This is a genomic window from Exiguobacterium sp. s59 (genome assembly GCF_018617475.1).
Classification (GTDB): Bacteria; Bacillota; Bacilli; order Exiguobacteriales; family Exiguobacteriaceae; genus Exiguobacterium; species Exiguobacterium aestuarii.
Genome location: NZ_JACSKG010000002.1, coordinates 439,466 through 462,374, shown reverse-complemented (window position 1 = coordinate 462,374; position 22,909 = coordinate 439,466). Strand labels below are relative to the sequence as shown.

Below are 22,909 nucleotides of genomic sequence, written 5' to 3'. Positions count from 1 at the left end.
TCTTCTCTCCTTATCGAATGGCCGTCATAAACCGACGAACCGTGATTCCGTAATAGACCGCATAAATGGCCGTATAGACACCCATCCATGCGAGAACGGGCACCGTAAAATTCATACTTAACAAGTTTGAAAATGCAATGAGAGCGACCGTCGCATGCAAAATCCCGAGTGCGAACGGTGCGAGGAAGACGACGATGATCTGTTGACGCACCGTCCGTCGTACGTCCCGGTCGGATATCCCGATTTTTTGTAAGATGGCGTACTTCGCCCGGTCATCCTCAGCTTCCGTCATCGTCTTGAAGTAGATGACGCTTCCTGTCGCGACGAGGAAGACGAGTCCGAGAAATGTTCCGACGAAAAGGAGTGCCCCGTTCATCGCCATCGTTTCCGTGTATACGTCTGGTGCGCTCGAGAACGATTCGAGCCCAAGATTCGCCAAACGTTCAGATTGAATTTGCTGATCTTTGAACGACTCCGTGAGGGCGACATGATACGTCTCGCTCGGCTCCGTCATCGTTTGGAATACGTCGTCTGCGACGACGAGGAACGTTCCACCGAACGTCATGACGTTGAGCGGTGAGGTTTCGGCACGTGTCGCGACGTCAAACGTCTCTGCTGAAAGTTCGACCGATTCGATATCCTCCGAGTAACGCTCGTCATAGAACGGGTCGACCCACAACACCTTGTCCTTCGGGAACGATGCAGGCTCTTCCTGCCCGAGACCTTCGAGAAGACGACGATAGGTCGACTCATCGATGACGCCAAGTTCTCGCTCCCCATATTGAGCTTCCATTCGAATCGTCTTTTGTTCCACGTTTGATTCGAACGTCGCCCCTTTCACATCTACCGCTTCCCCTTTCCAGGCATACGTGTACGGCGTATAGGATGCCACATTCTCTTCCGCATAATAGTAGACACTGAAGATGGCACCACCGGCCGTGATCGCCGTCGCACTGATGATACTGATCAGTGTGAGCGTCTTGGCATTGCCACGGATGCGATAGAGAAGTTGTGACGTCGTCAACAAGTTGAGTCGTTTCCACGACCAGCGCTCATGTTGTTTGAGCCACGCCAACGCAAAAATCAACACGCTATGGAACAAGAGCGCCGAACCGATGACGCTCAATCCGATGATGAGTAGCGGCATGGCGAGCCCGAGCGTTCTCCAAAGCGAGGACGTCATCAAGTCTTGAAGCGCGAGCCAATAGGCAACGCCGATTGTGAGGACACCCATCAGAGCGACCCATCCTCTCGCCGTCGGCACACCTTCTCCGCTCTTATCCGCATGAAACAGCTCGATCAACTTGAAGCGATAGATGACTCGATACCCTTGGAACGAAGTAAAGAGGAAAATGGCAAGAAACACGAGGAACGTCTCCACGAATGCCGACGCTGAGAAGGCAAACCCGATGTCGAGGTCGCTCTTCATGAGACGCATCAACAGTTGGAGAAGCGCGTTCGACCCAAAGAGTCCGAGAAGAATTCCGACAATCAACGACACCGCTCCGATGACGATATTTTCAAACAAGAGCAACAACCCGATTTGTTTCTTTCGGACTCCAAGTAGTGAATAGAGCCCGACCTCCCGCTTACGCCCTCTCAAGAAAAAGGCGTTCGAATAGGCGATGAAGAGCGCGACGAACAACATGAGGATGAATGTCGACGTGCTCATCAGTCCACTGATTTTCTTCGACGTCTCCGCGAGTGCACTGATCTCATGGCTATGTTTGAGCGTCGCAAACGTGAAGTAAATGACGATGGAGAAGATCGTCGTCCCGACGTAAAGCGCGTATCGCGACAAATTACGTGCGACGTTCTTCTTCGCGAGCTCAAATAGCGTCATCGATGGCACCGCCTTTCGCCAATTCCTCGAGGATCGTTTGGTAGAACGCATCCCGTGAGGCATTTCCACGAATCAGTTCCTTATTCAAACGCCCATCCTGAATGTAGAGGACACGGCGGCAGAAACTTGCTGCGAAGGCGTCATGCGTCACCATCATGATGGTCGTCTCGGCCTCGTTCAACCGTGCGAGTGTATCCAACAAATCCGTCGCTGACTTCGAGTCGAGCGCGCCGGTCGGTTCATCGGCAAAGATGAGTTTCGGGTCCGAGATCAAGGCACGACAGACGGCCGTCCGTTGTTTTTGTCCCCCTGAGATTTGATACGGATATTGGTCGAGGATCCCTTCCAGTCCGAAACGCTTCGCCAACCGTTCGACTTTCTCTCGTGTCTCGTGAACGGGCGTCTTCGAGACGGCGAGCGGCAGCAACATGTTTTCCCGTACCGTCAACGAGTCGAGCAGATTATAGTCCTGGAAGATAAAGCCGAGATGGTCGCGCCGGAAATCGGCAAGCGCCTCCTCGTTCATCGACGCGATATCCTCCCCTTCCACGAGAATCTCACCTGACGTCGGCGTATCGATTGTCGCGAGGACGTTCAGTAACGTCGACTTCCCTGCCCCGGATGGTCCCATGATTCCGACGAATTCACCGTGTTCGATCGTGAACGAGACGTCATCGAGCGCCCGAAACGTCGTATTTCCTTTCCCATATGTCTTTTGAATCGATTTCACTTGTAATAATGTTTCCATGTTCAGCACCTCTTTCTGACTCTTACATTACGCCCCCTGTCTTAACTTCAACTCACGCGTACCTTACAAAATCCTTACGTGATATGCTTGATAAGAGGTGATAACGATGGAACAACCACGGATTCTCATCGTGGATGATGAACAGGATTTATGTACGTTGATGCAACGGGCGCTCGAAAAGGAAGGAATCACGCAAATCCGGACCGCCCATACACTAAAGGACGGGTATGACGTCTTTGAGACGTTCCATCCACATTTGGCGATTTTAGATGTCATGCTACCGGACGGGGAAGGTTATCAGCTCTGCCAACAGATGCGGGCGCAGTCCAATATCCCGATCCTCTTCCTATCTGCTAAATCGGAAGAAGTCGACAAACTGCTCGGACTCGCAATCGGCGGTGACGATTACATCACGAAGCCGTTCAGTCCGAAAGAAGTGGCCTTCCGCGTCAAAGCACAGCTGCGACGGGTGTCGATGATGGAAGCACCGATGGAAGAGACGACCGTCGGACCGTTCCTCATGAATGAGGATGAGACGGAAGTGTATATGAACGGCGAGCGATTGGAATTGACGGCGAAGGAAGTCGGTCTCCTCGCCTGCTTTTTACGAAATCCGAATCGGATTCTAAGCAAAGAGACGCTCTTCACACAAGTATGGGGAGAATCGTTTTTCGGTTCGGACAACACGGTCATGGTCCACATCCGGCGCTTACGTGAAAAAATCGAGCCGAACCCGTCTGCCCCGACCTATATCAAGACGGTCAAAGGTCTCGGCTATCGGTTGACGGTGTAAGGAGCGATCATGATGAAATGGAAGCTGACCGGTCGCTATTTACTGTCAATCCTATTGATTGTCGCTATCGTCGTCTTTTTGAACATCGTCATCTTATTCGGGCTACTCAACGACCGAACGGGTATCGATGATGTCGAGAGCAACTCAGGGGAGACGTTCACCCGTAACTTCAGCACGTACCTATCGCTTGAGGATGGAGAACCCGTCGTCTCAACTGAAGGTCAGGAGGCGCTCGAGCAATATGGGGCGTTCATCCGCTTTTTAGATGAGACGGGACGAGTCGTCAGTGAGGTCGATGCACCGAGTGGGTTGCCAGACGCCTATTCGCCAATCGAGCTGATTCAAATTTATAAATATATGGATGATGAGCTTCGCCTCTACTTCATCGGAGAGTTTGACGATTATAGCTACCTCATCGGTGTCCCGGACGCCAGCGAACGCCGGGCACTCTTTATGCTAGATGAACAAGCGGTCCTCTCCTATATCGCAAAGGCGTTCCTTTGGATTCTTGTCGTCGATTTACTCGTGGCTGCCTTAATTGGTCTTTTGTTTAGCTCTAGATTGACCCGCCCCGTCTATCGACTGACCGAACGCATCCAACAGCTGAAACGTCGGGATTTCTCGACATCCGAACCGAAGCGTGTCGGCATTTATCGTCCTGTCTTCCACGACTTGAATGCGGTCTCTGAGACACTGACGACATACGAACGACAACGCGAGGAACTCGATGAGCGACGGAAAGAATGGATGAGTAACGTGTCGCACGATTTGAAGACTCCACTCGCCTCGATTCAAGGATACGCCGAACTATTGGATGACGAATCGCTAGATGTAGCCGAACGTAACCAATACGTACACGTGATTGAACGCCAGGCGAAATATATGAAAGAATTGCTTGATGACTTCAACTTGACGATGCGTCTTCAGCATGGCGACTTCCCGCTCACGTTGGAAGAGTCACGTCTCGAGCCGTTCGTTCGCGAACTCGTCATCGATGTATTGAATGACCCCCGTTTCAGCGAGCGTCAGATCGAATTCGAGGCGACAGCAGCAGCGACTGTCTCACTCGACCGTCACTTTATGAAGCGTGCCCTGCTCAACTTCTTATATAACGCCCTTCTTCATAATGATGAATCGGTCATCGTGACGGTTCAGGTCCGTGATGATGTCGTGACGATCAAAGATGACGGAAGCGGGATTGCCGAAGCCGAATTGCCTTATATATTCGAACGCTATTACCGTGGTACGAACACAGATGATGCCCGTGGGAGCGGTCTCGGGATGGCCATCTCGCGCGACATCATCGAAGCGCATGGCGGGAAGGTCGAGGTCGAAAGTCGTCAAGGACAAGGTACGACCATCCGAATTTTCTTCAGAGCATAGCAAAAGGGACGCACTCAGGCGTCCCTTTTTTGTGTCATATAGTGATCAATCCATGTCTCCAGTTCTTCGAGCGGTAACGGTTTAGAGAAGTAATAGCCTTGCATCTCATCACAACCGAGCTCGCGTAACGCATGCCACTGCTCAATCGTCTCAATCCCTTCACAGACGGTCTTCAAGTTCAGTCCTCGCGCGAGGTCGACAATCGACTCGACAATGACGTTCCCGGTCGGGTCATTCTCCGTCACTTGGATGAACTGACGATCAATTTTAATCTCATGAATCGGATAGTGCTTCAAGTAGACGAACGCCGAAAAGCCGGTCCCGAAGTCATCAATCGAAATCGAAAACCCTTCTTCACGGAACGCGACAAACCGGTCGATGACATGCTGTTGGTTTTCCATGCCGACACTCTCGGTGATCTCCAGCGTCAAATAGCTCGTACAGACCCCCTCTTCACGGGCAATTTGAGCGAACTTCTCGACGACTCCTTCGGACAAGAAGTGACGGGCTGATAGGTTGAGGGCAAGGGAATACCGGTCTCCCCGGTCATGCCATCGTTTGAGTTGGCGACAGGCCGTGACGAATACCCACTCTTCTAAGTCAATGATGACCCCCGTCGATTCGGCGAGCGGGATGAAGTCGAGCGGAGGGACGAGACCTCGTTCGGGATGGTTCCAGCGCATCAAGCCTTCGAACCCTCTGAGCGCTCCGGTCGTCGCATCGATTTTTGGTTGATAATACAACATGAACTCATTCCCGGCGAGCCCACTTCGTAAATTCATCTCCAAAATCAGGCGGTTCGCCGCTTTCGTCCCCATTTCTTCTTCATAGAAAACAATCGCAGCCCGTTGAAACGCTCGTTCACTCGCAGCGATGCGTGCCCGATGAACCATCTCGAGTGTCGTGATGTCCTTTTGTTCGACGGCGATAAATGCGCTCATCGTCAAGATGACTTCTAACTCATCAACAAGGAACGGATCGCGTACGAGAACTTCACACAACTCATCCGCGACGGCATTCAGTTTGATCCGATCCCCATACGGTAACCAAATCGCAAATCCAGACTGCGACATGCGACTCAGATTCGATTCGTCGACATAACGACGTAGGCGATTGGCCACTTCTCGGACAATCTCATCTGATTTTTCGATTCCAATCGCATCTTCGATCGACCGAAAATCGTCGACCTTCAAATAGACCAAAGCGCCAAGTTGTTGCGGCTGAAGCTGACGTTCCTCGTCCATCTTTTCGATGAAGCCTGTATCTTTTAAAAGACCCGTCAACTCATCTATGTAGGCTAGACGACGAATGTGTGTATCAACCGCCTGTCGATCGAGTCGAAAATAGAGAATCGAGATAAAGTCTGCCAGCGTACTGACAATCAATTCCTCGGGATACGTCCATTCCCGCGGGAAGAACGACTCACAACAAATCACACCTTTGGCACGATTATTCGCATAGATTGGGGCATCAAGCATCGAATGGATACGTTGTCCTTCTACAAAATACTCTGTGTATAGCTCCTTCACCCATGGATGGTTCCGAACATCTTCAAACGCAAGTACCCGATTTGTTTGAATCGCATCAAAATAGTCCGGGGCGAGTTCACGATGCACCGTCAGTCTTGGATAATATGTCCCTGATTCATGAGAATAGGCGACTTGGCATGAAATCGACCGATAGGATGGATCGAAATGCCAAATCGACACCGTATCAACTGCTAACATGTCAGCGACAATCTCACACATATATCGAGTTGCCTCTTGTACCGTGTCTTCCGTCACGATTGGCATGCGTACGAGCTCGAACAGTTTCTCTTGATGTTTACGATATGTTTGGTTTGAAAAGTTCTTCTCGACCATCAGTCATTTACCTCACCACATTTGATTTGACATTATGATAGCATGAAACCTTTCGTCTCACGTTTTCCAAAATTCAACAGAAAGTCAATGCTTCCTACTTTTTCGAATGAATAAAATAGGTAGTTATTCCCACTTCTAAATTATTGACCTCCTTTACAAGAAAGAGACCCGAATTGACCATTTGTCCCATTGCTTGCTCGTTTCATCTCACCGTACAATGAACTTGTATTGTTTCACTTGTTGAATGTTTCGCTCTCATTTTTGAAAGGAAGTGACGCTATGAATCCAAAGTCAGGTCTCACCTATTCATTCGCGGCTCTCGCAGCGGTCAGCGTATTGGCTCATACAGATGAAGCCGCCGCCGCAAGTACACACACGGTGCGATCCGGTGATACGTTGTGGTCCATTAGCCGATCCTACGACCTTTCCGTTTCGGCATTAAAATCGTTGAACGGATTGACGTCTGATTCCATCCGAATCGGTCAAACGCTTCAAGTATCCGGTTCTGGGTCGACAGGCGGTTCGTCACTCTCAACGTCGAGCACGACGCGCATGGCGACGACAGACGCGTTAAATTTACGCTCGGGCGCCGGGACGTCCCATCGAATCCTATTGACGATTCCAAAAGGAAAAGTCGTCACGCCAATCCAAACGAACGGCTCATGGTCAAAAGTGAGCTACGGTGGTCAAACGGGGTGGGTGCACAACGGATATTTGAAAAAGACTTCAACGTCGACTTCCACGACACCTGCACCGACGACACCGCCTAGCGTGAAACCGAGTGCGACCACTGCGAAGACGGCAGTCAATTTGAACCTCCGTGCTTCTAAGTCGACGAAAGCCAGTATCTTATTGACGATTCCAAAAGGGAAGGTCGTCACGGTGCTAAAACGAGAAGGTTCTTGGTCACAAGTCAAATATGGCTCACGCACCGGCTATGTCGCTCATACATATTTAACGACATCAGGATCAGCGACACCGTCCACACCAGTCACGACTACACCAACTCCGAGCGCTCCTACGGAAAATACGGTGAACCAGAAGTTTGTCACAACGGCGAACTTGAACGTACGCCAAGGCGCCGGCATCGGCTATGCACTCGTGACGAACATCCCGAACGGTACGGTCGTTCAAGCGACGAAGAAGTCAGGTGACTGGTATTACGTCACGTATAACGGGAAATCCGGATATGTGAGTGCCGGATATTTGAAACAGAAGACGACAACTCCAAGCAATCCAACCCCGAACGAAGGCGATGCGGGTGCGGGTAATGCAGAAGTCAATTATGTCGTGAACACGCCATCCTTGAACGTTCGGTCGAGCGCGTCAACGAACGCGACGATCATCGGAAGCGTCAAGGCCGGACAGACATTACGTGTCGTTCAAGCATCAAACGGCTGGCTTCAAATCTACTATGGCAATACGGTCGGGTTTGTCGCTTCAGCCTACGTCAAGACGGTTTCAAAAGGCTCGACCGGAACCGAAGGACCGACGTGGGTGGAAGGTTCGTATGATGCGAATTCATACTATACGTATTACCCAACGGCGATTCGGGCACAGGCGAACGAGTCGAGCAGTACGGTCGGTTCGACACTGCGCGGGGAATTGTTGAACGTGATCGGTGAAACGACGACCCACTACAAGCTCGCTTCAGGGTTCATCGCAAAATCAGCCGTCACCGAAATCAAAGGTCAGAACGCGCAGGCGACACGACTTGCAACGATTCAGGTGGCCAAACAATACGTAGGCACCCCATATGTATGGGCCTCTTCTAGCCCGGCAAATGGTGGTTTTGATTGTTCAGGTCTCATCTATTATGTATTCAATCAGTCAGGCGTCAGCATCCCACGCACAAACGTGGCCAACTACTGGGCTGGTGCTTACTTTGGTCCACAGTTACCGACATCGTTCGTCCCTCAGGCGGGTGATCTCGTCTTCTTTGAGAATACGTACACCGCAGGACCTTCGCATATGGGCATCATGATCAATGCCGACACATTCATTCATGCCGGCTCGTTCGGCTTAGGCTACAACCAAATCAGTAAAGAACCGTATTGGCAATCACGCTTGATCGGTTACAAACGACCGTGACTTTGGTCACACCATAAAACCCGACGAAAGTCGGGTTTTTCTTTCGTTTTGCAGGATTTTCATCCAGTGAAACGAAAAGGGAAGTATGATGAAGGAAAAAAAGGAGGTGCCGGATGGGTCAACCCCGCTTTGCTAAAATTCCATACCGTACCTACACGATGGTACTGGCAATCGCTTGTCTCATCGGTGTTTTGATGTTTGGACTCGGGACGAGTTATTACTGGCATGAAAAACAAAAAGCGATTGACGAGACCATCACGAACTTGAATCAGGCAGCAAACCTGGCTGGCGTCGAAGCATATGTCACCTTGTTTGAAGCGGCGACTCGATATGAGGATCAATCGAATCAGACGACATCATTCCTTTCTATCCCCTATAAAGAGCGAGCACTTCAATACAATGAACGACTGCAGAAAGACTTTGAGGCCGGTATGAATGAACGAGAACGGGAGACACTTCAGACATTTTCGAATGAATTAGAAGGCATTCTCGACGCAGAGCAGTTCGAAGCGGTCCCGTCTGATGTCATCAGTTCAATCAATCGGCGCTGGCTTTATCAGGCGCTCGAACAAACCAATCAACCGAACGCCACGTATGAGCTGACGGACGCGATGATGCGAATGCAGTCGATGCTCTTGCGCAGTAGTGACACGCTGTTCCAAGAACCGATTGATGAGGAACAATTGACGAGCATTGTTAACTTGATCGTCAATGAAGCGACAATCATTCAAAAGATTATCGACCAAAATGAAGCGTTACAAACGAAAGCTGTCATCGATGTTGCGGAAAGCGGTCAATCGTTTGCGAATATGGCGAGCAGTGAAGCGTCACTTGAAGCCCGTTACGTCAATTCGACAAACGTCTACGAAGAGGCATACGCTGCCCTTCGCTCGATTCGTTCCACGTCTGAGACGATGTTGCAAGAGGAAAGTAAACACTTTCAAATCCTTGCCACGGCATCTTTTGTCATGACGCTTCTCTTATCGCTCGGACTCATTTTTCTGCTCTACTACACACGAAAACGGTACACTCACGATTTGGCACACCTGAAAGCACGTGCCCTAGCCATTGACCCAAGTTTAGATCCGGTTGAAGCGACGTTCCCGAAAACACATGACTTCCGTGGCATCGAGGACGAATTACGTGAGATTGCGGCGAGTGTTCATTCAACCGTTCATGAGCTCGAAAATCGCTCACAAGAACTCGTCCGCTATCACGAACGTTGGTCATCGCTATTCTCTGAGACGGGTCTCGCCATCGCCTTGATGGACGACTCGTATAATCTGATGGAACGAAACGAGATGTTCCGTCAATTTTTCGGGGACCGAAATTTATATGAAATCAATCAGCTGTTCACCGAGACGGGGCGACGCCTGTTTGAGCAAGCGCTTGAAGGTGTGACCGACCAAGGTACGAGCGCACAGTTCATCATTCATTTAAAAGGTGAACACACACGTTATTTGAACATTAAGCTGACCCCGCTCAAACGGGAAGAAAAACTGACGTATTATTTGATTGTCGAAGACGAGACCGACCGAGTCGAACGGGAACGAAAAGTCGACCGCCTCGTCCGCTTCGATTTAGCGACCAATCTCTATAACGAGTATGGGTTCATCAGGAAGTGGGAGCGTCAAGAGATTGATGGGACGTTCTTGCTGATTCGATTGCACGACTACCATCATCTCGTTGACTGGTACGATCCGGCGTACGCGGACCTACTTATGACGGAGTTCGCCCGCGCTGTCGAAACCCGTCTATCCAAATATGCGCATCATCTCTTTGGTCGATATCGGGATGATATGTTCATGCTATACGTGAAAGGCCTCACTGCCGAGGATGAACATGAACTAATCGAACTGTTCCCAAGCGAATTGATCGTCAACCATAAGCGACAAAACGTACACATCCAAATCGGTGCGACCGAGACGAAACCTGCGTATAATGATTGCCTATTCGAGGCGATGAAAGCTTTGCAGCACGCGAAAGAAACACGTACGCCACTCGTTTGGTATGACTCAGATATCTTGGCCCAGATGCAGCTCGCTGCCTTGATTGAGCAGGCACTTCCTGATGCGATTCGAAAAGGTGACTTGACGGTCGCCTATCAGCCGCAAGTCGAGCTGAAAACCGGACGCATCGTCGGTGCGGAAGTACTCACCCGTTGGACACATCCCGAGATTGGAATCATTCCACCGAATGAATTCATTCGCATCGCGGAGCGGTCTGATCAAATCCTGTGGCTGTCACACAACATCCTCGACCAGACGATTGAACAACTCGTCGCTTGGCAAGGAACTTCGTTTGAAGACATCTCTCTGTCGTTCAACTTGTCGGCCCACTCCGTCGACCCATCAATCGTGACGAAACTTCGCGATTCGATTGAGAAGTACCCATGGCTGCCGGACCGATTGAAAATCGAATTGACCGAGTCATCAGATATCATGTCGTATGCGAGCGAGCTCGAACGGTTAGAAGATATCGCCGACCTCGGGTATTGTCTCTCGATTGATGACTTCGGAACGGGATACGCCTCATTCGAAGCGATTTGGCACTTACCGATTCAGGAAGTGAAAATCGACCGAATGTACGTGAGTGGGAAAGCGAAAGAGAGCACGTCCTTCTTACGTGCCGTCTCACGCTTTGCGAACGAACAGCAGTTGACCGCTCTTGCTGAAGGAATTGAGACCGAGAGCGACCTGTCCCGTATGATTCGGGAAGGGGTCGAACTCGGTCAAGGCTACTACTTCTCACCTGCACTCGATGCGGTTTCATTTGAATCATGGGTTAACACAAAGGGACACTCTAATTGAGTGTCCCTTTCTTCAGCGAGAGCGAATGTCCTCATATAGCTGCCTCGTTGATTCTGCCGAGGACAGATTCAGATAAATCGGTTCTTCCGACCAATCGAGTCGAATGACCGGCTCGACATCACGATCGATAAAGAGAAGGACATCCTCTCCTGCTTTCGTCCGAAAATGTCCCGTCAGACGGGATCCCGATTCCGCCCCGTTCGTCCGTCGCGCAATTTCGGGTAACGTCGTCCATGTCACATCTTCGAGTTCATCGAACGAAATCTCACGGCTATAGCTCCCTTCAATGACAATCGTTGAGTCCGTCACCGTCACGTCGGTCGGTTGACTGAACCAAAACATGAGCGCCGGCACTCCGACGAGTAAGACGACGGAGACGATGACAATCGGGATGAGACGTTTTTTACCACCCGGTCTCAAGCGCCCCGATTCGTCATAAATATTGCCGTCATACTTTTGCATACGCCATAGCATGGCTACAATGAAGACAATCATCACGATAAAGAACGGAGCGAGCGGAATGTCCAATTCAAATCCTTCGATGAGCGCGATGAGGATAAAGATGGTACCAATCCCATAACACATCCAAGCCACAAGACGTGCTACTTTTTGAATGTTCACCCGCTCCCGCTTCTCACGCGACATCGTATTGTAGCCTGAAATCAAATCGTGCCACCCGAGACGGTCTACCGCAAAACCGAGTGCGATGACAATGACAGCGGCCAATACAAGAATCCACATGTGCCTCACCTCCTCTTCTTCCTTTACGTCATCCGTCACGCAAAAGATTCATCCCACACAAAAACAGGACCGCTGAATAGAGCGGTCCCTCAGAAGATTTAGTTTGATGTCGGGGTGTTGGACGGACGTTGCATCCGACCGATCCCTTCATACGAGACGTCACCAGGGTCACGTGCGAACTTCCACGCATTCCGCGCGTCAATCAACCGACGTTGACGCATGCCGGAGAAGGCTTCCGGTGCCAAGTTGACGAGTTCTTCCCATTCCGTGACGAGAATCGCATAATCTGCATCCTTCAAGGCTTCTTCTACAGACGCCGCTTGTGGGTATTCCCATGTTGCGATCGGGTCATAGCCGATGACCTCGACATCTCGGGCGACCATGTGGTGTGCGAGTAGAATCGACGGTGCATCTCGCATATCATCCGTTCCTGGTTTGAATGCCAAACCGAGAATGGCGACACGCATCTTAGGTTCTAGATGGAGTTTCGACAATACGTACGGCGCTTGTGTTTCGTTCACTTTCGCTGCCGCCTTGATGACGCGAAGATTGACGTCGTTTTCTTTTGCGACATGAAGAAGCGCATCCATATCTTTCGGGAAACAAGAGCCCCCATATCCGATTCCGGCATTGAGGAACGAACGTCCGATCCGTGGGTCAAGACCCATTCCGTCCGCAATCGTCGTGATGTCCGCCCCTGCCTCATCAGCTAGACGAGACAAGTCGTTCATGAAGCTAATCTTTGTCGCCAAAAAGGCGTTCGAGGCGTATTTGATGAGCTCGGCATTGATCGGCGTCGTACAGATGAGCGGAACGCCAAGTCGGCCATAAATCCCTGCCAACTCTTCGCAAACCTCAAGGTCCTCACATCCGATGACGACACGATGTGGTTTCATCACATCGGCGAGGGCGCGCCCTTCTTGTAAAAACTCAGGTACGATCGCAAACGTATGAGAAGGATACATGATTTTCAACAAATCTGTCGTGCCAGGTGGGACCGAGCTACGAATGATGACCTTGTGCTTCGTCTTCAATTCAGAAAGAGCTGTCTCGATATAAAAGAGGTCACAACTTCCATCGGGCTTACTCGGTGTGCCGACCGCGAGAACCAAATAGTCGACATGATCCGCCTCCGCGATTTCGTCGGTTAACGTGATTTGATCGGCGTGCTCTTGTAACACGTCCGCCATGCCCGGTTCGTGGAATGGAGGGTGACCACTCTTCAGGAGACCTAACTTCCCTTGGTGCGTCTCGACCCCGATGACCTCATGACCAGCTTTGGCCAATCCGCATAGTGTCGCCAATCCAACATATCCTAAGCCTATAATTCCAAATTTCACATCAGTTCCTCCTTCAATCATCTTTCCTAAGCGTACTCAAATACGCTCAAGAAGTGAAGCTTCTAACACTCTCTCAATGTTCTTTGCTATAATGAGTCAAAATGATGGGTGAAAGGACAAACCGTATGGGCTTAATCGCTTTCTTTTTAGTGACGTTATTGATTTATTTTTGGTTGCCAGTCCGGGGGGGACTGAAAACCTTTTTACTTGTCTTGATCATGGTGAGTGGTTGGCTCTCCATCTTTGAGCTCGTTTCAATCTTAGAAGCTCGACCATGGGTATTCGCTCCAATCCTGATTGTCATTGTATCAGTGGTTTGGAAAGTACAACGCGACCGAAAACGGCAAATGAAGAAAAGTGTTTGACCTCGGTCAGGCGCTTTTTCTTTTTGTCCTATTCGAGACAGCTTGTGATTTTCCTGCATGCATATAAAAATCCTCGTACCATCGACGAGGATTTGACGTTATTGTGTCTTTAGTTTTCTTCTTAAATGGACGATGTACAAGAATGCTGCCGTCAACAGAAGCGCAAGCAAAGACATCGTCCACGTGCCACCAAAGAAGCTCGATTCTTCCACAATCGGTTGCTCGACACGTTCGCGAATCGTTTCCGCTTCTTCTTCAGAAACGACCAGTTCGTCTTCCCAAGTCCAAGTCGCTCCCGTGTCCCGCTCTGTCATTGTGAGGGCGACTTGATATGTCCCTGCGTCCAATCGCTTCGTCAATGGGAATCGAAAACCCGTCGATGTGTAAGGGACCAACTTCGCCTCCATCGCATGATCGAGCGTCACATCTTGCTCATCCGACCGAATCGTCATTTGAACGTCCAAGTCTTGACTGATGGAGCCGGATGCATTCATCACTTGAAACGCGATGTGCGGATAATGATGCTCTTGATTGACGTTCACGCCTTGCCATTCTGGAAGAAACCGGACTTGTTTGACCGAAGTTCGTAAGACGACGCCGATCACATATTCATATCGATTTTGAAGTCCGACCTGTGCATCTTCTTGTCGCTCTGTCGTTTCTGAAACACGGATTCCTCCCAAAATGACACCGTCCACGTCTCCGTTCACGCTGTTCAACACGAAAGATACCCGCTTCGACTCACCTGCCGCAACCGTTACGCTCTGTTCATAATCGGTGACAAGGTCCGTGAAGGATACATGATCTGAAATCGCATTCTCCTGATCATACATGACCACCCCGTTTTCATTCGTATAGCCATTCCCAGTCTTTACATCGAACGTTTTATCTTCAGACGCATGGTTGTGGATGATCACGTCTAACGTCGTTTCTTCATCTTGCTTCACGAGCAAGTCAAAATATCCGACACGGTCATTCGTTTGCTGAACATGTGGGATCCGTTCAACGGAAAAACCCACTTCTCCGGTTTGCGCGCTTACTGGCATCGTGGAGCTGACGAATAGACAAACGAATAAGATGGAGAGTAATCCGTAACATCTTTTCATACCTGACCCTCTCACGGTGCCAAATCAGGACTGAGTGTCCATGTAAGTTCGGACGTATGCTCCCCGACTTGCTTCGTATTGATTGGGATATCCAAAAACACACCGATATTTCCTGGTCCAATCCAATGTGCAATCCATGTAAATGGCGCCTCTCCTGTATCAGCCGACAAAAGCGGAACTGCACCACCACCCGCGTCCACCCGAATTTCGGTGCCTCGTAAATCTGGTCCATCGAATCCACTGTTCGTAGCCGGACTATCCACGACGCCGTTCGAGAATGTCAAATAGGCTCCCGTCAAGGTCGCTACTCCATTGCTTTCGAATGCTGTAGCTTGGACAGATACCGTCCATTGTCCCGGGATGATGCGGCGATCGGTCACTTGAAGGAATGGTCCTTTCGTGAGTGAACCACCTTTGGCAGGAAGCACCGCTTCATATCGCGCCGCCAGATCATTTTCAATCTCGTTTGACCCGAAATAAAGATGGGGAACGAAGTCGAGTGTCAGATCACCAGCTGTATCGTTCACGTCCCCGTCTCCTTCATTCGGTTGGGGGTCCAAGACGATATCCGGATTTTCTGGATCTAAAATCTCAGGCGGCTCGAGATCGACAAAGTCAATGATGGCGTTTGTCGTCCCTGTCGTCGCAGCATTTACTGTCATTACATTTCCAACAACCCATAATCCAATCATCCAACCCGTTACTTTATTCCATTTCATCATCGGTCATCTCCTTTTTTAAGGTGCGTTGACGAGTGTCCAAGTAATCGTTGAGTAATATGGTTGTGAACGTGGCGTTTGTGTTTGTAAATCGAGAACAATCCCTTCATCAGAAGGATAAGAAAGTGTCGTCGGTTCCGTATCCATCACGCCGGACGTGATCAGTTGTGACCCTTGTTCAAGAGGCAGCATTTGTCCATCCGTCGTCCGAAAATAAACACTGTTCTCGAGAACATCTCCTTCACTCGTCTGTAACGGTGAGGCGTTGGCCAGGAGTCGCCACGGATAACCGAGTGCACGCTCATGCGACACAATCAATGTCATCATCGTCTGGCGATTCACCGTTCGTCTCGCTTCGTGGAGGGGCACAATCCCAAAATCAATCGTGGAGGGCACAGTTAAATAAAACAGAGGACCATCTAACGTAAGTGTCCATGAATCGCTCCCGTCGGAAAGGAGTTCAATGTCCACGATTTCGTTCGTCATATGGCTAAAGAACGTATATTGCTGTGGGTGTCCTAGTGGCAGCGATGACAGTGTAAAACTGAGCGTGAACTTATACGTGGACCTCGTGAGTAGCGAGACATTCAATAAGTCATTGACGTTTACAATGACTTGTCCGCTCTCAGGATCGACTGTCAACGCATTGAACGTCCCAGTTTTACGTCCAACCTCCGCACCAATAACACTAATAGACGGTACATCGTAGGTTCCAGTCAAACTCGCTTGATTGATGTAAGGAATCAAACGAGTCGGAATTTTAAAGATGACGTATCGGTTTTTTAACAGGTTCAAATTGAGAACCCCACTCCCCGTGGCTGTCAATGTCACGCGGTCTGAATATGAACCGTCCAAGGTGAGGTCATCAAGCAATGATATGCCGATAATCCCGGATACTTCCTCCGCTGTTTCTGCCTCTTCCTCTGTCACTTCGTCCGATGACGGAGGAGTAGAAGGAACGTCTACAGCAGGCATATCTTCAGTCGGGATGTCCTGATTTGGTTCCCTGGATTCGGTGACAGGTCGGGTGGTCGGGAAATCTCCCTCTTCGTTTCGTTCAGGCACTGTCGCACCTGAATCATCCGGTATCGGAATCATCTCAACCGGTTCTTGGATTTCCTTTTCGTCTACGTCAGCGTCAAGTGGCGGGGGATGTTCTTCTGATGGCGGAGATGACTCCGACGGATTTGGTGGAATCACCTCTTCCGGTGGGGGATCGGGATCCTCCGTTTCTTCAATTGGTACTGGTTCCTCCTGACATTCTACGCACGTCGCATCGTTCGTTGCTTCATACACAAGCGGATGATTCAACGAGATGAACCCAATTAACAGCATCGCGAACAGTAAGTACTTTTTTTCCATAGACCCCTCCATATGTTAAGAGACGACGGGAACAAGATATTACATACATTATATCCATTATAAGACAATTAAAACTTTCAATATGTCATAAATGTTCTATTTATGTATGTTGACCTCAAAAAAACACCTTCTGCTTTTGCAAAAAGGTGTTTCAATCATGTATAGATTCATTTCCCATAAACGCTTCCATCGTCACAGATGTGTCAGAGGAGATCCCGTCTCGCTTGAACACTTTATACACAGTTTGAACGATAATGTTCCAATCCCCTACAAACGTGATGTGATCAACGTATTGAACGTCTAAATCGAAACGGTCTTCCCACGACAAACGGTTACGCCCATTCACTTGGGCGAGTCCGGTCAATCCTGGCTTCACTTCATGTCGTCGCTTTTGATGCGGATTGTAACGTGGTAAATATTCAACAAGAAGTGGCCGTGGACCGACAATCGATAGGTCCCCTTTGATAATGTTAATTAGGCTTGGTAACTCATCGATGCTGAGGGAACGTAACTTCTGACCGAATGGGGTCAAACGCTTGTCATCGGGAAGCAGTTCTCCATGTTCATCTCGTTCCTCTGTCATCGTCCGAAATTTGATTAAATGGAATACAACACCATCCTTGCCTGGGCGTTCCTGGAGAAAGAAAATAGGTCCCCCGAGCTTGATTCGAATCATCACACCGAACATGAATAAGATTGGGCTCAATACGAGTAGTGCGAGCGATGCTAAGGTGATGTCTTGCATTCGTTTAAAATACCGTTCATACATATTGAACCTTCCCCTTTCTATAGAGAAGCGTACATTTTTTCGTAGTAATCGCGATAGGCACCCGTTACGACGTCCTCCACCCATTCTGGATGCGTGCGATACCATTCAATCGTCTCTTCCATCCCTTGTTCAAACTGATAGCGAGGTTCCCAACCGAGCTCTTCCCGCATTTTAGAGGCATCGATTGCATAGCGTCGGTCATGACCAGGTCGGTCGGTGACGAACTGAATCTTGTCGTCCGATTGTTGAAACACTTGTAAAATCGTACGAACGAGTTCGAGATTCGTCTTCTCGTTGTTTCCACCGATGTTATACACCTCTCCGAAGCGACCTTTCTCCCGAACGAGATCGATGGCTTCACAATGGTCTTGAACGTGTAGCCAATCCCGAATATGTCCGCCATCCCCATATACGGGAAGCAGTTTCCCGGTCATGCAATGATGCACCATGAGCGGAATCAGTTTTTCCGGGAATTGATACGGGCCATAGTTGTTGCTGCAACGTGTCGTTTTGACGGGGAGTCCGTATGTTTCATGATACGAACGTACAAGTAAATCCGAACTGGCTTTTGATGCTGAATACGGGCTATTCGGTGCAATCGGTGATTCTTCCGTAAAATAGCCGGTCTCGCCGAGTGAGCCATACACTTCATCTGTCGAGACGTGAACGAAACAGACACCCTCTCGGTACTCCCGACTGTATTTGTCATCCGGATGCAGTTTCCAGTGACGCATCGCTACATCTAACAGCACTTGTGTCCCGAGTACGTTCGTCGATAAAAACAGCTCGGGCTCGAGGATGCTGCGGTCGACATGCGATTCTGCCGCAAAGTGGACGACTTCGTCCACTTGAAATAGTGTGAACAGTTCGTCGATCGCGGGACGGTCCCGAATGTCCACTTTTCGAAAGACGTAGAGCGGGTCGGTCTCAAACTCCTGGATGTTGTTGAGGTTGCCTGCATACGTCAACGCGTCGACGTTAAGAATGCGGGACGTCGGATGTTTTGCCCGATAGTGTTTTATGAAATTTGAACCGATGAACCCGGCTCCGCCAGTCACTAGGATCGTATGCATTGGTCTGTTCCCCTTCCTCTACGAGTGAGATTAAATATTGACCGTAGTCGGTCATCTTGAGCGTCAAGCCGATGTCCCGAAGCTGTTCACGTGTGATAAAACCACGTCGCCACGCAATTTCTTCGAGACAAGCGATATAGTAGCCTTGTCGTTCTTGCACCGTCTGAACGAAGATCGAAGCTTTGATCATGCCTTCCGGCGTCCCTGTGTCGAGCCATGCCATCCCCCGACCGAATAAGACGACGTTCAGCTCGCCCCGCTCGAGATACATATTGTTGATGGATGTGATTTCAAGTTCTCCCCGTGGTGACGGTTTGACTTGTTTCGCGAATTCGACGACTTGATTGTCATAGAAGTATAGGCCTGGCACCGCATAGTTCGATTTTGGAACGGCCGGTTTTTCTTCGATGGACACGACGCGATGATTCTCGTCAAACTCGACAACACCGAACGCCCGAGGATCTTTCACCGGATACCCGAACACCGTCGCGCCTTTCGTCTTCGCTTGGGCGTCTTTTAAGAATCGCGTCAAGTCGGGGCCGTAGAAGACGTTGTCGCCTAAAATGAGGCAGACCGAATCATCACCGATGAACTCTTCTCCTAACATGAAAGCATCGGCTAAGCCGACGGGTTTCGTCTGGACTTTATACGAGACATCAATCCCGAGCTGATGGCCGTCACCGAAGAGGCGTTCATACCCTCCAATGTCTTGAAGAGTAGAGATGACGAGCACTTCTCGGATACCTGCGAGCATCAAGACCGACATCGGATAATAGATAAGCGGCTTGTCGTAAATCGGTAAGAGTTGTTTGGATACAGCTTTTGTCATCGGATAGAGGCGTGTACCGTTCCCGCCTGCTAATATGATCCCTTTCATCGTGTCATCATCCTTTCTCTCAAGATGTCACAAATTCGCGTGACGTCGGTCGGTGTCAAATCAGGATAGAGTGGCAACGTCAGTACGCGATTCGCGATTTGTTGGGCGACCGGTGTGCGTCGACTCGCAAATCGATTTTCCATCCAGTCATAGTCCGTGACGAGTGGATAAAAGTACTTTCTCGTCAAGACACCTTTTGCCGCCAGTACCGCCTCCAGCTCATCTCGACAATTGACCGCATCCGTGAAAACGATTGGATAGTAGGAATGATTCGGATGGACGCCTGGTTGATATTCGAGTACACGAATCCCCGGGATTCCTTTCAAAGAGGCGTCATACAATTCTCGAATCCGCTTCCGCTTCGCCATCACCTCATCGATATGCCGAAGGTTACATAGCCCCATCGCTGCTTGAAATTCATTCATTTTGGCATTCCCACCTGGTTCTTTGACGGTTTCAGGACCGGTGATGCCGAAGTTTTTTAGTCGTTCGAAACGTTGTTTGAGAGCTGGGTCATTGAATGTGAGTGCCCCGCCCTCGATCGTATGGAAGACTTTCGTTGCATGAAAACTGAACATCGAGACATCTCCGAACGTTCCAATGCCACGTCCGTTCACCGTCACACCGAACGTATGGGCTGCATCATAAATCACTTTCAAATTATATTTTTTTGCGATTTCCTCAATGGCTTCGACATCACATACATTTCCATATACGTGCACCGGTAGAATGGCCGATGTTTTTGATGTAATCAATCGCTCGATTTTTGAAGCATCGAGCGTATAGTTGTCTGCTCGAATGTCTCCAAAGACAGGTGTCAGTCCTTTGCGAATCAATGCGTGTGTCGTCGAAGCGAACGTAAATGGTGTCGTGATGACTTCCCCTGTCAATCCGAGCGCCTCGATTGCGGCTTCTAACGCTAAGTGACCGTTCGTGAAGAGAGCCACTTGTTCGACGTCCAAATAGTCTTTCAACGCTTGTTCGAGTTGTTGGTGCTTCGTCCCATTGTTCGTCAGCCATTTTGACTCCCATAACGATCGAATCTCTTCCACATATTCTTCAAATGGAGGGAGTGCCGACTGAATGACCGGGATGATGGGCTCACGCGATGGTAGCGGCGGTGTACTCGACTGAAGATCAACGATGTGCAACATATGCTCCCTCCTAAGTCGGTTGATGATTGGCGACAAGTTCGTAACGATGAAGCATCTCATGAATGTGTTGAGCAGAGCAGTTCATCATGCAGTCGATGATGGACATGTAAGGCAGATACGTATCCGTTCCCTGCCTGTAAGCCGGGAGGTCTGACTGTAAGAAGGATAACGCCATCCCTGATTTTCGGAACGATTCTTCATCATAAAGTGTCCTACCGTTGATGGCATTGATGTAATGGGTCGCATCAAGTTGCTTACAATAGTCAAGAATCCGTTCTTGCCCTTTCAGCGCGGGATTCCCTTTAAGATCTGACGTAAAGAGAAAGGACGTATCGATTTGAAGATAGCGCGCCACTTCTTGTAGACTTTGAGCGAGATAGGTCGCGACGTTTCGTTCTGGATTCGAAAGCGCGCGTTCGAGAACCGGCATCGCCTCATTGAAATAGGGCGCTTTTTGATACGCATGATGCAACTGTTTGATTTGTCGCACAACCGTTTCTTCCGCAAGCGCTCGTTCGTGTTCACAAATCAACTTGTTCTGGCTCATCTTTTGAATCGATAAGGTGAATGGGTGAGGTTCACCGTCTATCACAATCTGATTCCGATGAATCCATCCTTTTTTAATAAATTGGACATCGTCGAAGATGACAAATGTATCGACGGCGTGCATCAGTTGGAAGTAGCCGATGTAGGGGAAAAAGTACGGCTGCATGATGGCGACTTTCATACGAACACTCCTTCACGAAATGATTTGCTTCTCCCGCAACGTGTCATAATATCCTTTTGCCGTCACATCATTTCGATGGAACTTCACGAGCTCACGAGAGAGTTTGCCGTGTTCGATCAAGCGTTCGGGGTGCGCCAAATATTGTTCGATTCCCGCTTCGATCGACTCCACCGTGACATCACACATGTAACAATTCTCTCCATCTACCGAATGATGCGATACGTTGTTGATCTGATTGCTGATGACGACCCCCATCCCGGAAGCCCGTGCCTCGATGATTGTCCCGTTCCCGTTCGAGTAAGTCGCCGGGAGAATCAAGATATCGGCTTGTTCGTACACGATTGGCATCTCGTCCCACGCCCGAATCTCATCTAAGAAATGAACGTTCTCGAGATGGTGTTCCGCAATGTATGATTTACAGGCTTCGAGTTGTTGACCCGAGTGGTTCAAGTAAAGCTCTAGGTTGTATCGTTTTGATAAATTGCGATACGCCTCGAGGACGAGCAGTGGCTGATACCGTTCGACCAGGCGATTCGCGAATAATAACTTGAACGTGTCCCCTTCTTTTTTATGACGGAGACCATGATCGAAATAGGCATCGATATCTTGTGCATAGGTGGCATGCACGACTTTATCCGGGTCGAACCGTAGCTCCCGTTTGAATTGATCGACCGCGACCGTTCCCATGCCGAAATATAAATCTGCATCTTTGAACATCCAATGCAATAGCTGTGTTTTTCGAGGGTTATCGATCCGATTCATCAATCGGTCTGACGGGTCATCGTCGTTTTGAAGTGGACGAAGCGGCTCACTCATGACGACCGTTTTGATCCCTAACCGTTTCGCCACTTTTGTGATCAATGCGTGCATCGGCATGAAGCCTCCGAGCAAGATGATGTCAGGCTTGAAACGAATGAGTTCAGGAATCAATCCGAGTGAGAGATAGCTCAGTTTCGGGAACCGTTTCGAGTATTTTAAGATCTTACACTTGTCTCCGAGCGGGATTTTCCACCAGTCCGGTCGATTCGCATCCAAGTGTTCATAAAACCAAAACTCTGCATCGAAATATTCCTCTAAGGCGTAACAGAGCTTCACTTGGTACGGAGACGCGATATTACTAATAAAGACGAGCTTCTGTTTCATCGT

19 protein-coding genes are annotated in these 22,909 nt (G+C 49.5%); 5 read left to right on the top strand and 14 right to left on the bottom strand.

Annotated features, from left to right (window positions below; genetic code table 11):
* Positions 1-10 precede the first annotated feature (10 nt).
* Complete coding sequence (locus tag KNO91_RS05625; protein WP_214816833.1) at positions 11-1,843, bottom strand: ABC transporter permease; 1,833 nt, start codon at positions 1,841-1,843, stop codon at positions 11-13.
* Positions 1,830-2,591, bottom strand: coding sequence for an ABC transporter ATP-binding protein (locus KNO91_RS05620; protein ID WP_214816830.1), 762 nt, complete (start codon positions 2,589-2,591; stop codon positions 1,830-1,832). Before KNO91_RS05620 ends, KNO91_RS05625 begins: the two co-directional genes overlap by 14 nt.
* A 106-nt stretch (positions 2,592-2,697) precedes the next feature.
* On the opposite strand from KNO91_RS05620, the gene KNO91_RS05615 reads away from it, so the two are divergent.
* Together KNO91_RS05615 and KNO91_RS05610 are read left to right on the top strand one after the other, a co-directional pair.
* Positions 2,698-3,384, top strand: coding sequence for a response regulator transcription factor (locus tag KNO91_RS05615; RefSeq protein ID WP_214816827.1), 687 nt, complete (start codon positions 2,698-2,700; stop codon positions 3,382-3,384).
* 12 nt (positions 3,385-3,396) lie between these two features.
* The gene (locus KNO91_RS05610) at positions 3,397-4,767 is read left to right on the top strand and encodes a sensor histidine kinase (RefSeq protein WP_371816638.1); all 1,371 of its coding nucleotides are present in this window, start codon (positions 3,397-3,399) and stop codon (positions 4,765-4,767) included.
* Positions 4,768-4,781: 14 nt separating this feature from the next.
* Here the strand turns inward: KNO91_RS05610 and KNO91_RS05605 are convergent, their stop codons facing one another.
* Entirely contained in the window at positions 4,782-6,629 is a 1,848-nt protein-coding gene (locus KNO91_RS05605) for a sensor domain-containing phosphodiesterase (RefSeq protein WP_214816822.1), read from the bottom strand.
* A 279-nt stretch (positions 6,630-6,908) separates the two neighbouring features.
* On the opposite strand from KNO91_RS05605, the gene KNO91_RS05600 reads away from it, so the two are divergent.
* Together KNO91_RS05600 and KNO91_RS05595 are read left to right on the top strand one after the other, a co-directional pair.
* Positions 6,909-8,720: an SH3 domain-containing protein gene (locus KNO91_RS05600; protein ID WP_214816820.1), complete on the top strand. Its 1,812-nt coding sequence runs from the start codon at positions 6,909-6,911 to the stop codon at positions 8,718-8,720.
* A gap of 113 nt (positions 8,721-8,833) precedes the next feature.
* Entirely contained in the window at positions 8,834-11,530 is a 2,697-nt protein-coding gene (locus KNO91_RS05595) for an EAL domain-containing protein (protein WP_214816818.1), read from the top strand.
* Positions 11,531-11,542: 12 nt separating this feature from the next.
* On the opposite strand, the gene KNO91_RS05590 is transcribed toward KNO91_RS05595, so the two are convergent.
* Positions 11,543-12,271 carry a DUF3784 domain-containing protein gene (locus KNO91_RS05590; RefSeq protein WP_214816816.1) on the bottom strand — a complete coding sequence of 243 codons (729 nt, stop codon included), beginning with the start codon at positions 12,269-12,271 and terminating at the stop codon, positions 11,543-11,545.
* Between the two features lie 98 nt (positions 12,272-12,369).
* The gene (locus KNO91_RS05585) at positions 12,370-13,611 is read right to left on the bottom strand and encodes a UDP-glucose dehydrogenase family protein (RefSeq protein WP_214816815.1); all 1,242 of its coding nucleotides are present in this window, start codon (positions 13,609-13,611) and stop codon (positions 12,370-12,372) included.
* Between the two features lie 104 nt (positions 13,612-13,715).
* On the opposite strand from KNO91_RS05585, the gene KNO91_RS05580 reads away from it, so the two are divergent.
* Positions 13,716-13,976, top strand: coding sequence for a hypothetical protein (locus KNO91_RS05580; protein WP_214816813.1), 261 nt, complete (start codon positions 13,716-13,718; stop codon positions 13,974-13,976).
* A 98-nt stretch (positions 13,977-14,074) separates the two neighbouring features.
* Here KNO91_RS05580 and KNO91_RS05575 read toward each other — a convergent pair whose 3' ends face one another.
* The 9 genes from KNO91_RS05575 to KNO91_RS05535 form a co-directional block, all read right to left on the bottom strand.
* Entirely contained in the window at positions 14,075-15,082 is a 1,008-nt protein-coding gene (locus KNO91_RS05575; protein ID WP_214816810.1) for a DUF916 domain-containing protein, read from the bottom strand.
* Between the two features lie 11 nt (positions 15,083-15,093).
* A complete protein-coding gene (locus tag KNO91_RS05570; RefSeq protein ID WP_214816807.1) occupies positions 15,094-15,801 on the bottom strand; it encodes a WxL domain-containing protein in 708 nt (235 codons plus the stop codon).
* 18 nt (positions 15,802-15,819) lie between these two features.
* Positions 15,820-17,163, bottom strand: coding sequence for a hypothetical protein (locus KNO91_RS05565; protein WP_214816804.1), 1,344 nt, complete (start codon positions 17,161-17,163; stop codon positions 15,820-15,822).
* Between the two features lie 151 nt (positions 17,164-17,314).
* On the bottom strand, positions 17,315-17,953 hold the full coding sequence (locus KNO91_RS05560) for a sugar transferase (RefSeq protein ID WP_371816643.1): 639 nt from the start codon (positions 17,951-17,953) through the stop codon (positions 17,315-17,317).
* Complete coding sequence (gene rfbB / locus KNO91_RS05555) at positions 17,950-19,005, bottom strand: dTDP-glucose 4,6-dehydratase (RefSeq protein WP_214816798.1); 1,056 nt, start codon at positions 19,003-19,005, stop codon at positions 17,950-17,952. The genes KNO91_RS05560 and rfbB overlap by 4 nt, the downstream gene beginning before the upstream one ends.
* Entirely contained in the window at positions 18,911-19,882 is a 972-nt protein-coding gene (gene rfbA / locus KNO91_RS05550; protein ID WP_214816795.1) for a glucose-1-phosphate thymidylyltransferase RfbA, read from the bottom strand. Before rfbA ends, rfbB begins: the two co-directional genes overlap by 95 nt.
* The gene (locus KNO91_RS05545) at positions 19,879-21,036 is read right to left on the bottom strand and encodes a DegT/DnrJ/EryC1/StrS family aminotransferase (RefSeq protein ID WP_214816792.1); all 1,158 of its coding nucleotides are present in this window, start codon (positions 21,034-21,036) and stop codon (positions 19,879-19,881) included. The genes rfbA and KNO91_RS05545 overlap by 4 nt, the downstream gene beginning before the upstream one ends.
* A gap of 10 nt (positions 21,037-21,046) precedes the next feature.
* Positions 21,047-21,763, bottom strand: a complete 717-nt coding sequence (locus KNO91_RS05540; RefSeq protein ID WP_214816789.1) for a WbqC family protein — start codon at positions 21,761-21,763, stop codon at positions 21,047-21,049.
* Positions 21,764-21,775: 12 nt separating this feature from the next.
* The gene (locus KNO91_RS05535; RefSeq protein ID WP_214816787.1) at positions 21,776-22,906 is read right to left on the bottom strand and encodes a glycosyltransferase family 4 protein; all 1,131 of its coding nucleotides are present in this window, start codon (positions 22,904-22,906) and stop codon (positions 21,776-21,778) included.
* Between the last annotated feature and the right edge of the window lie 3 nt (positions 22,907-22,909).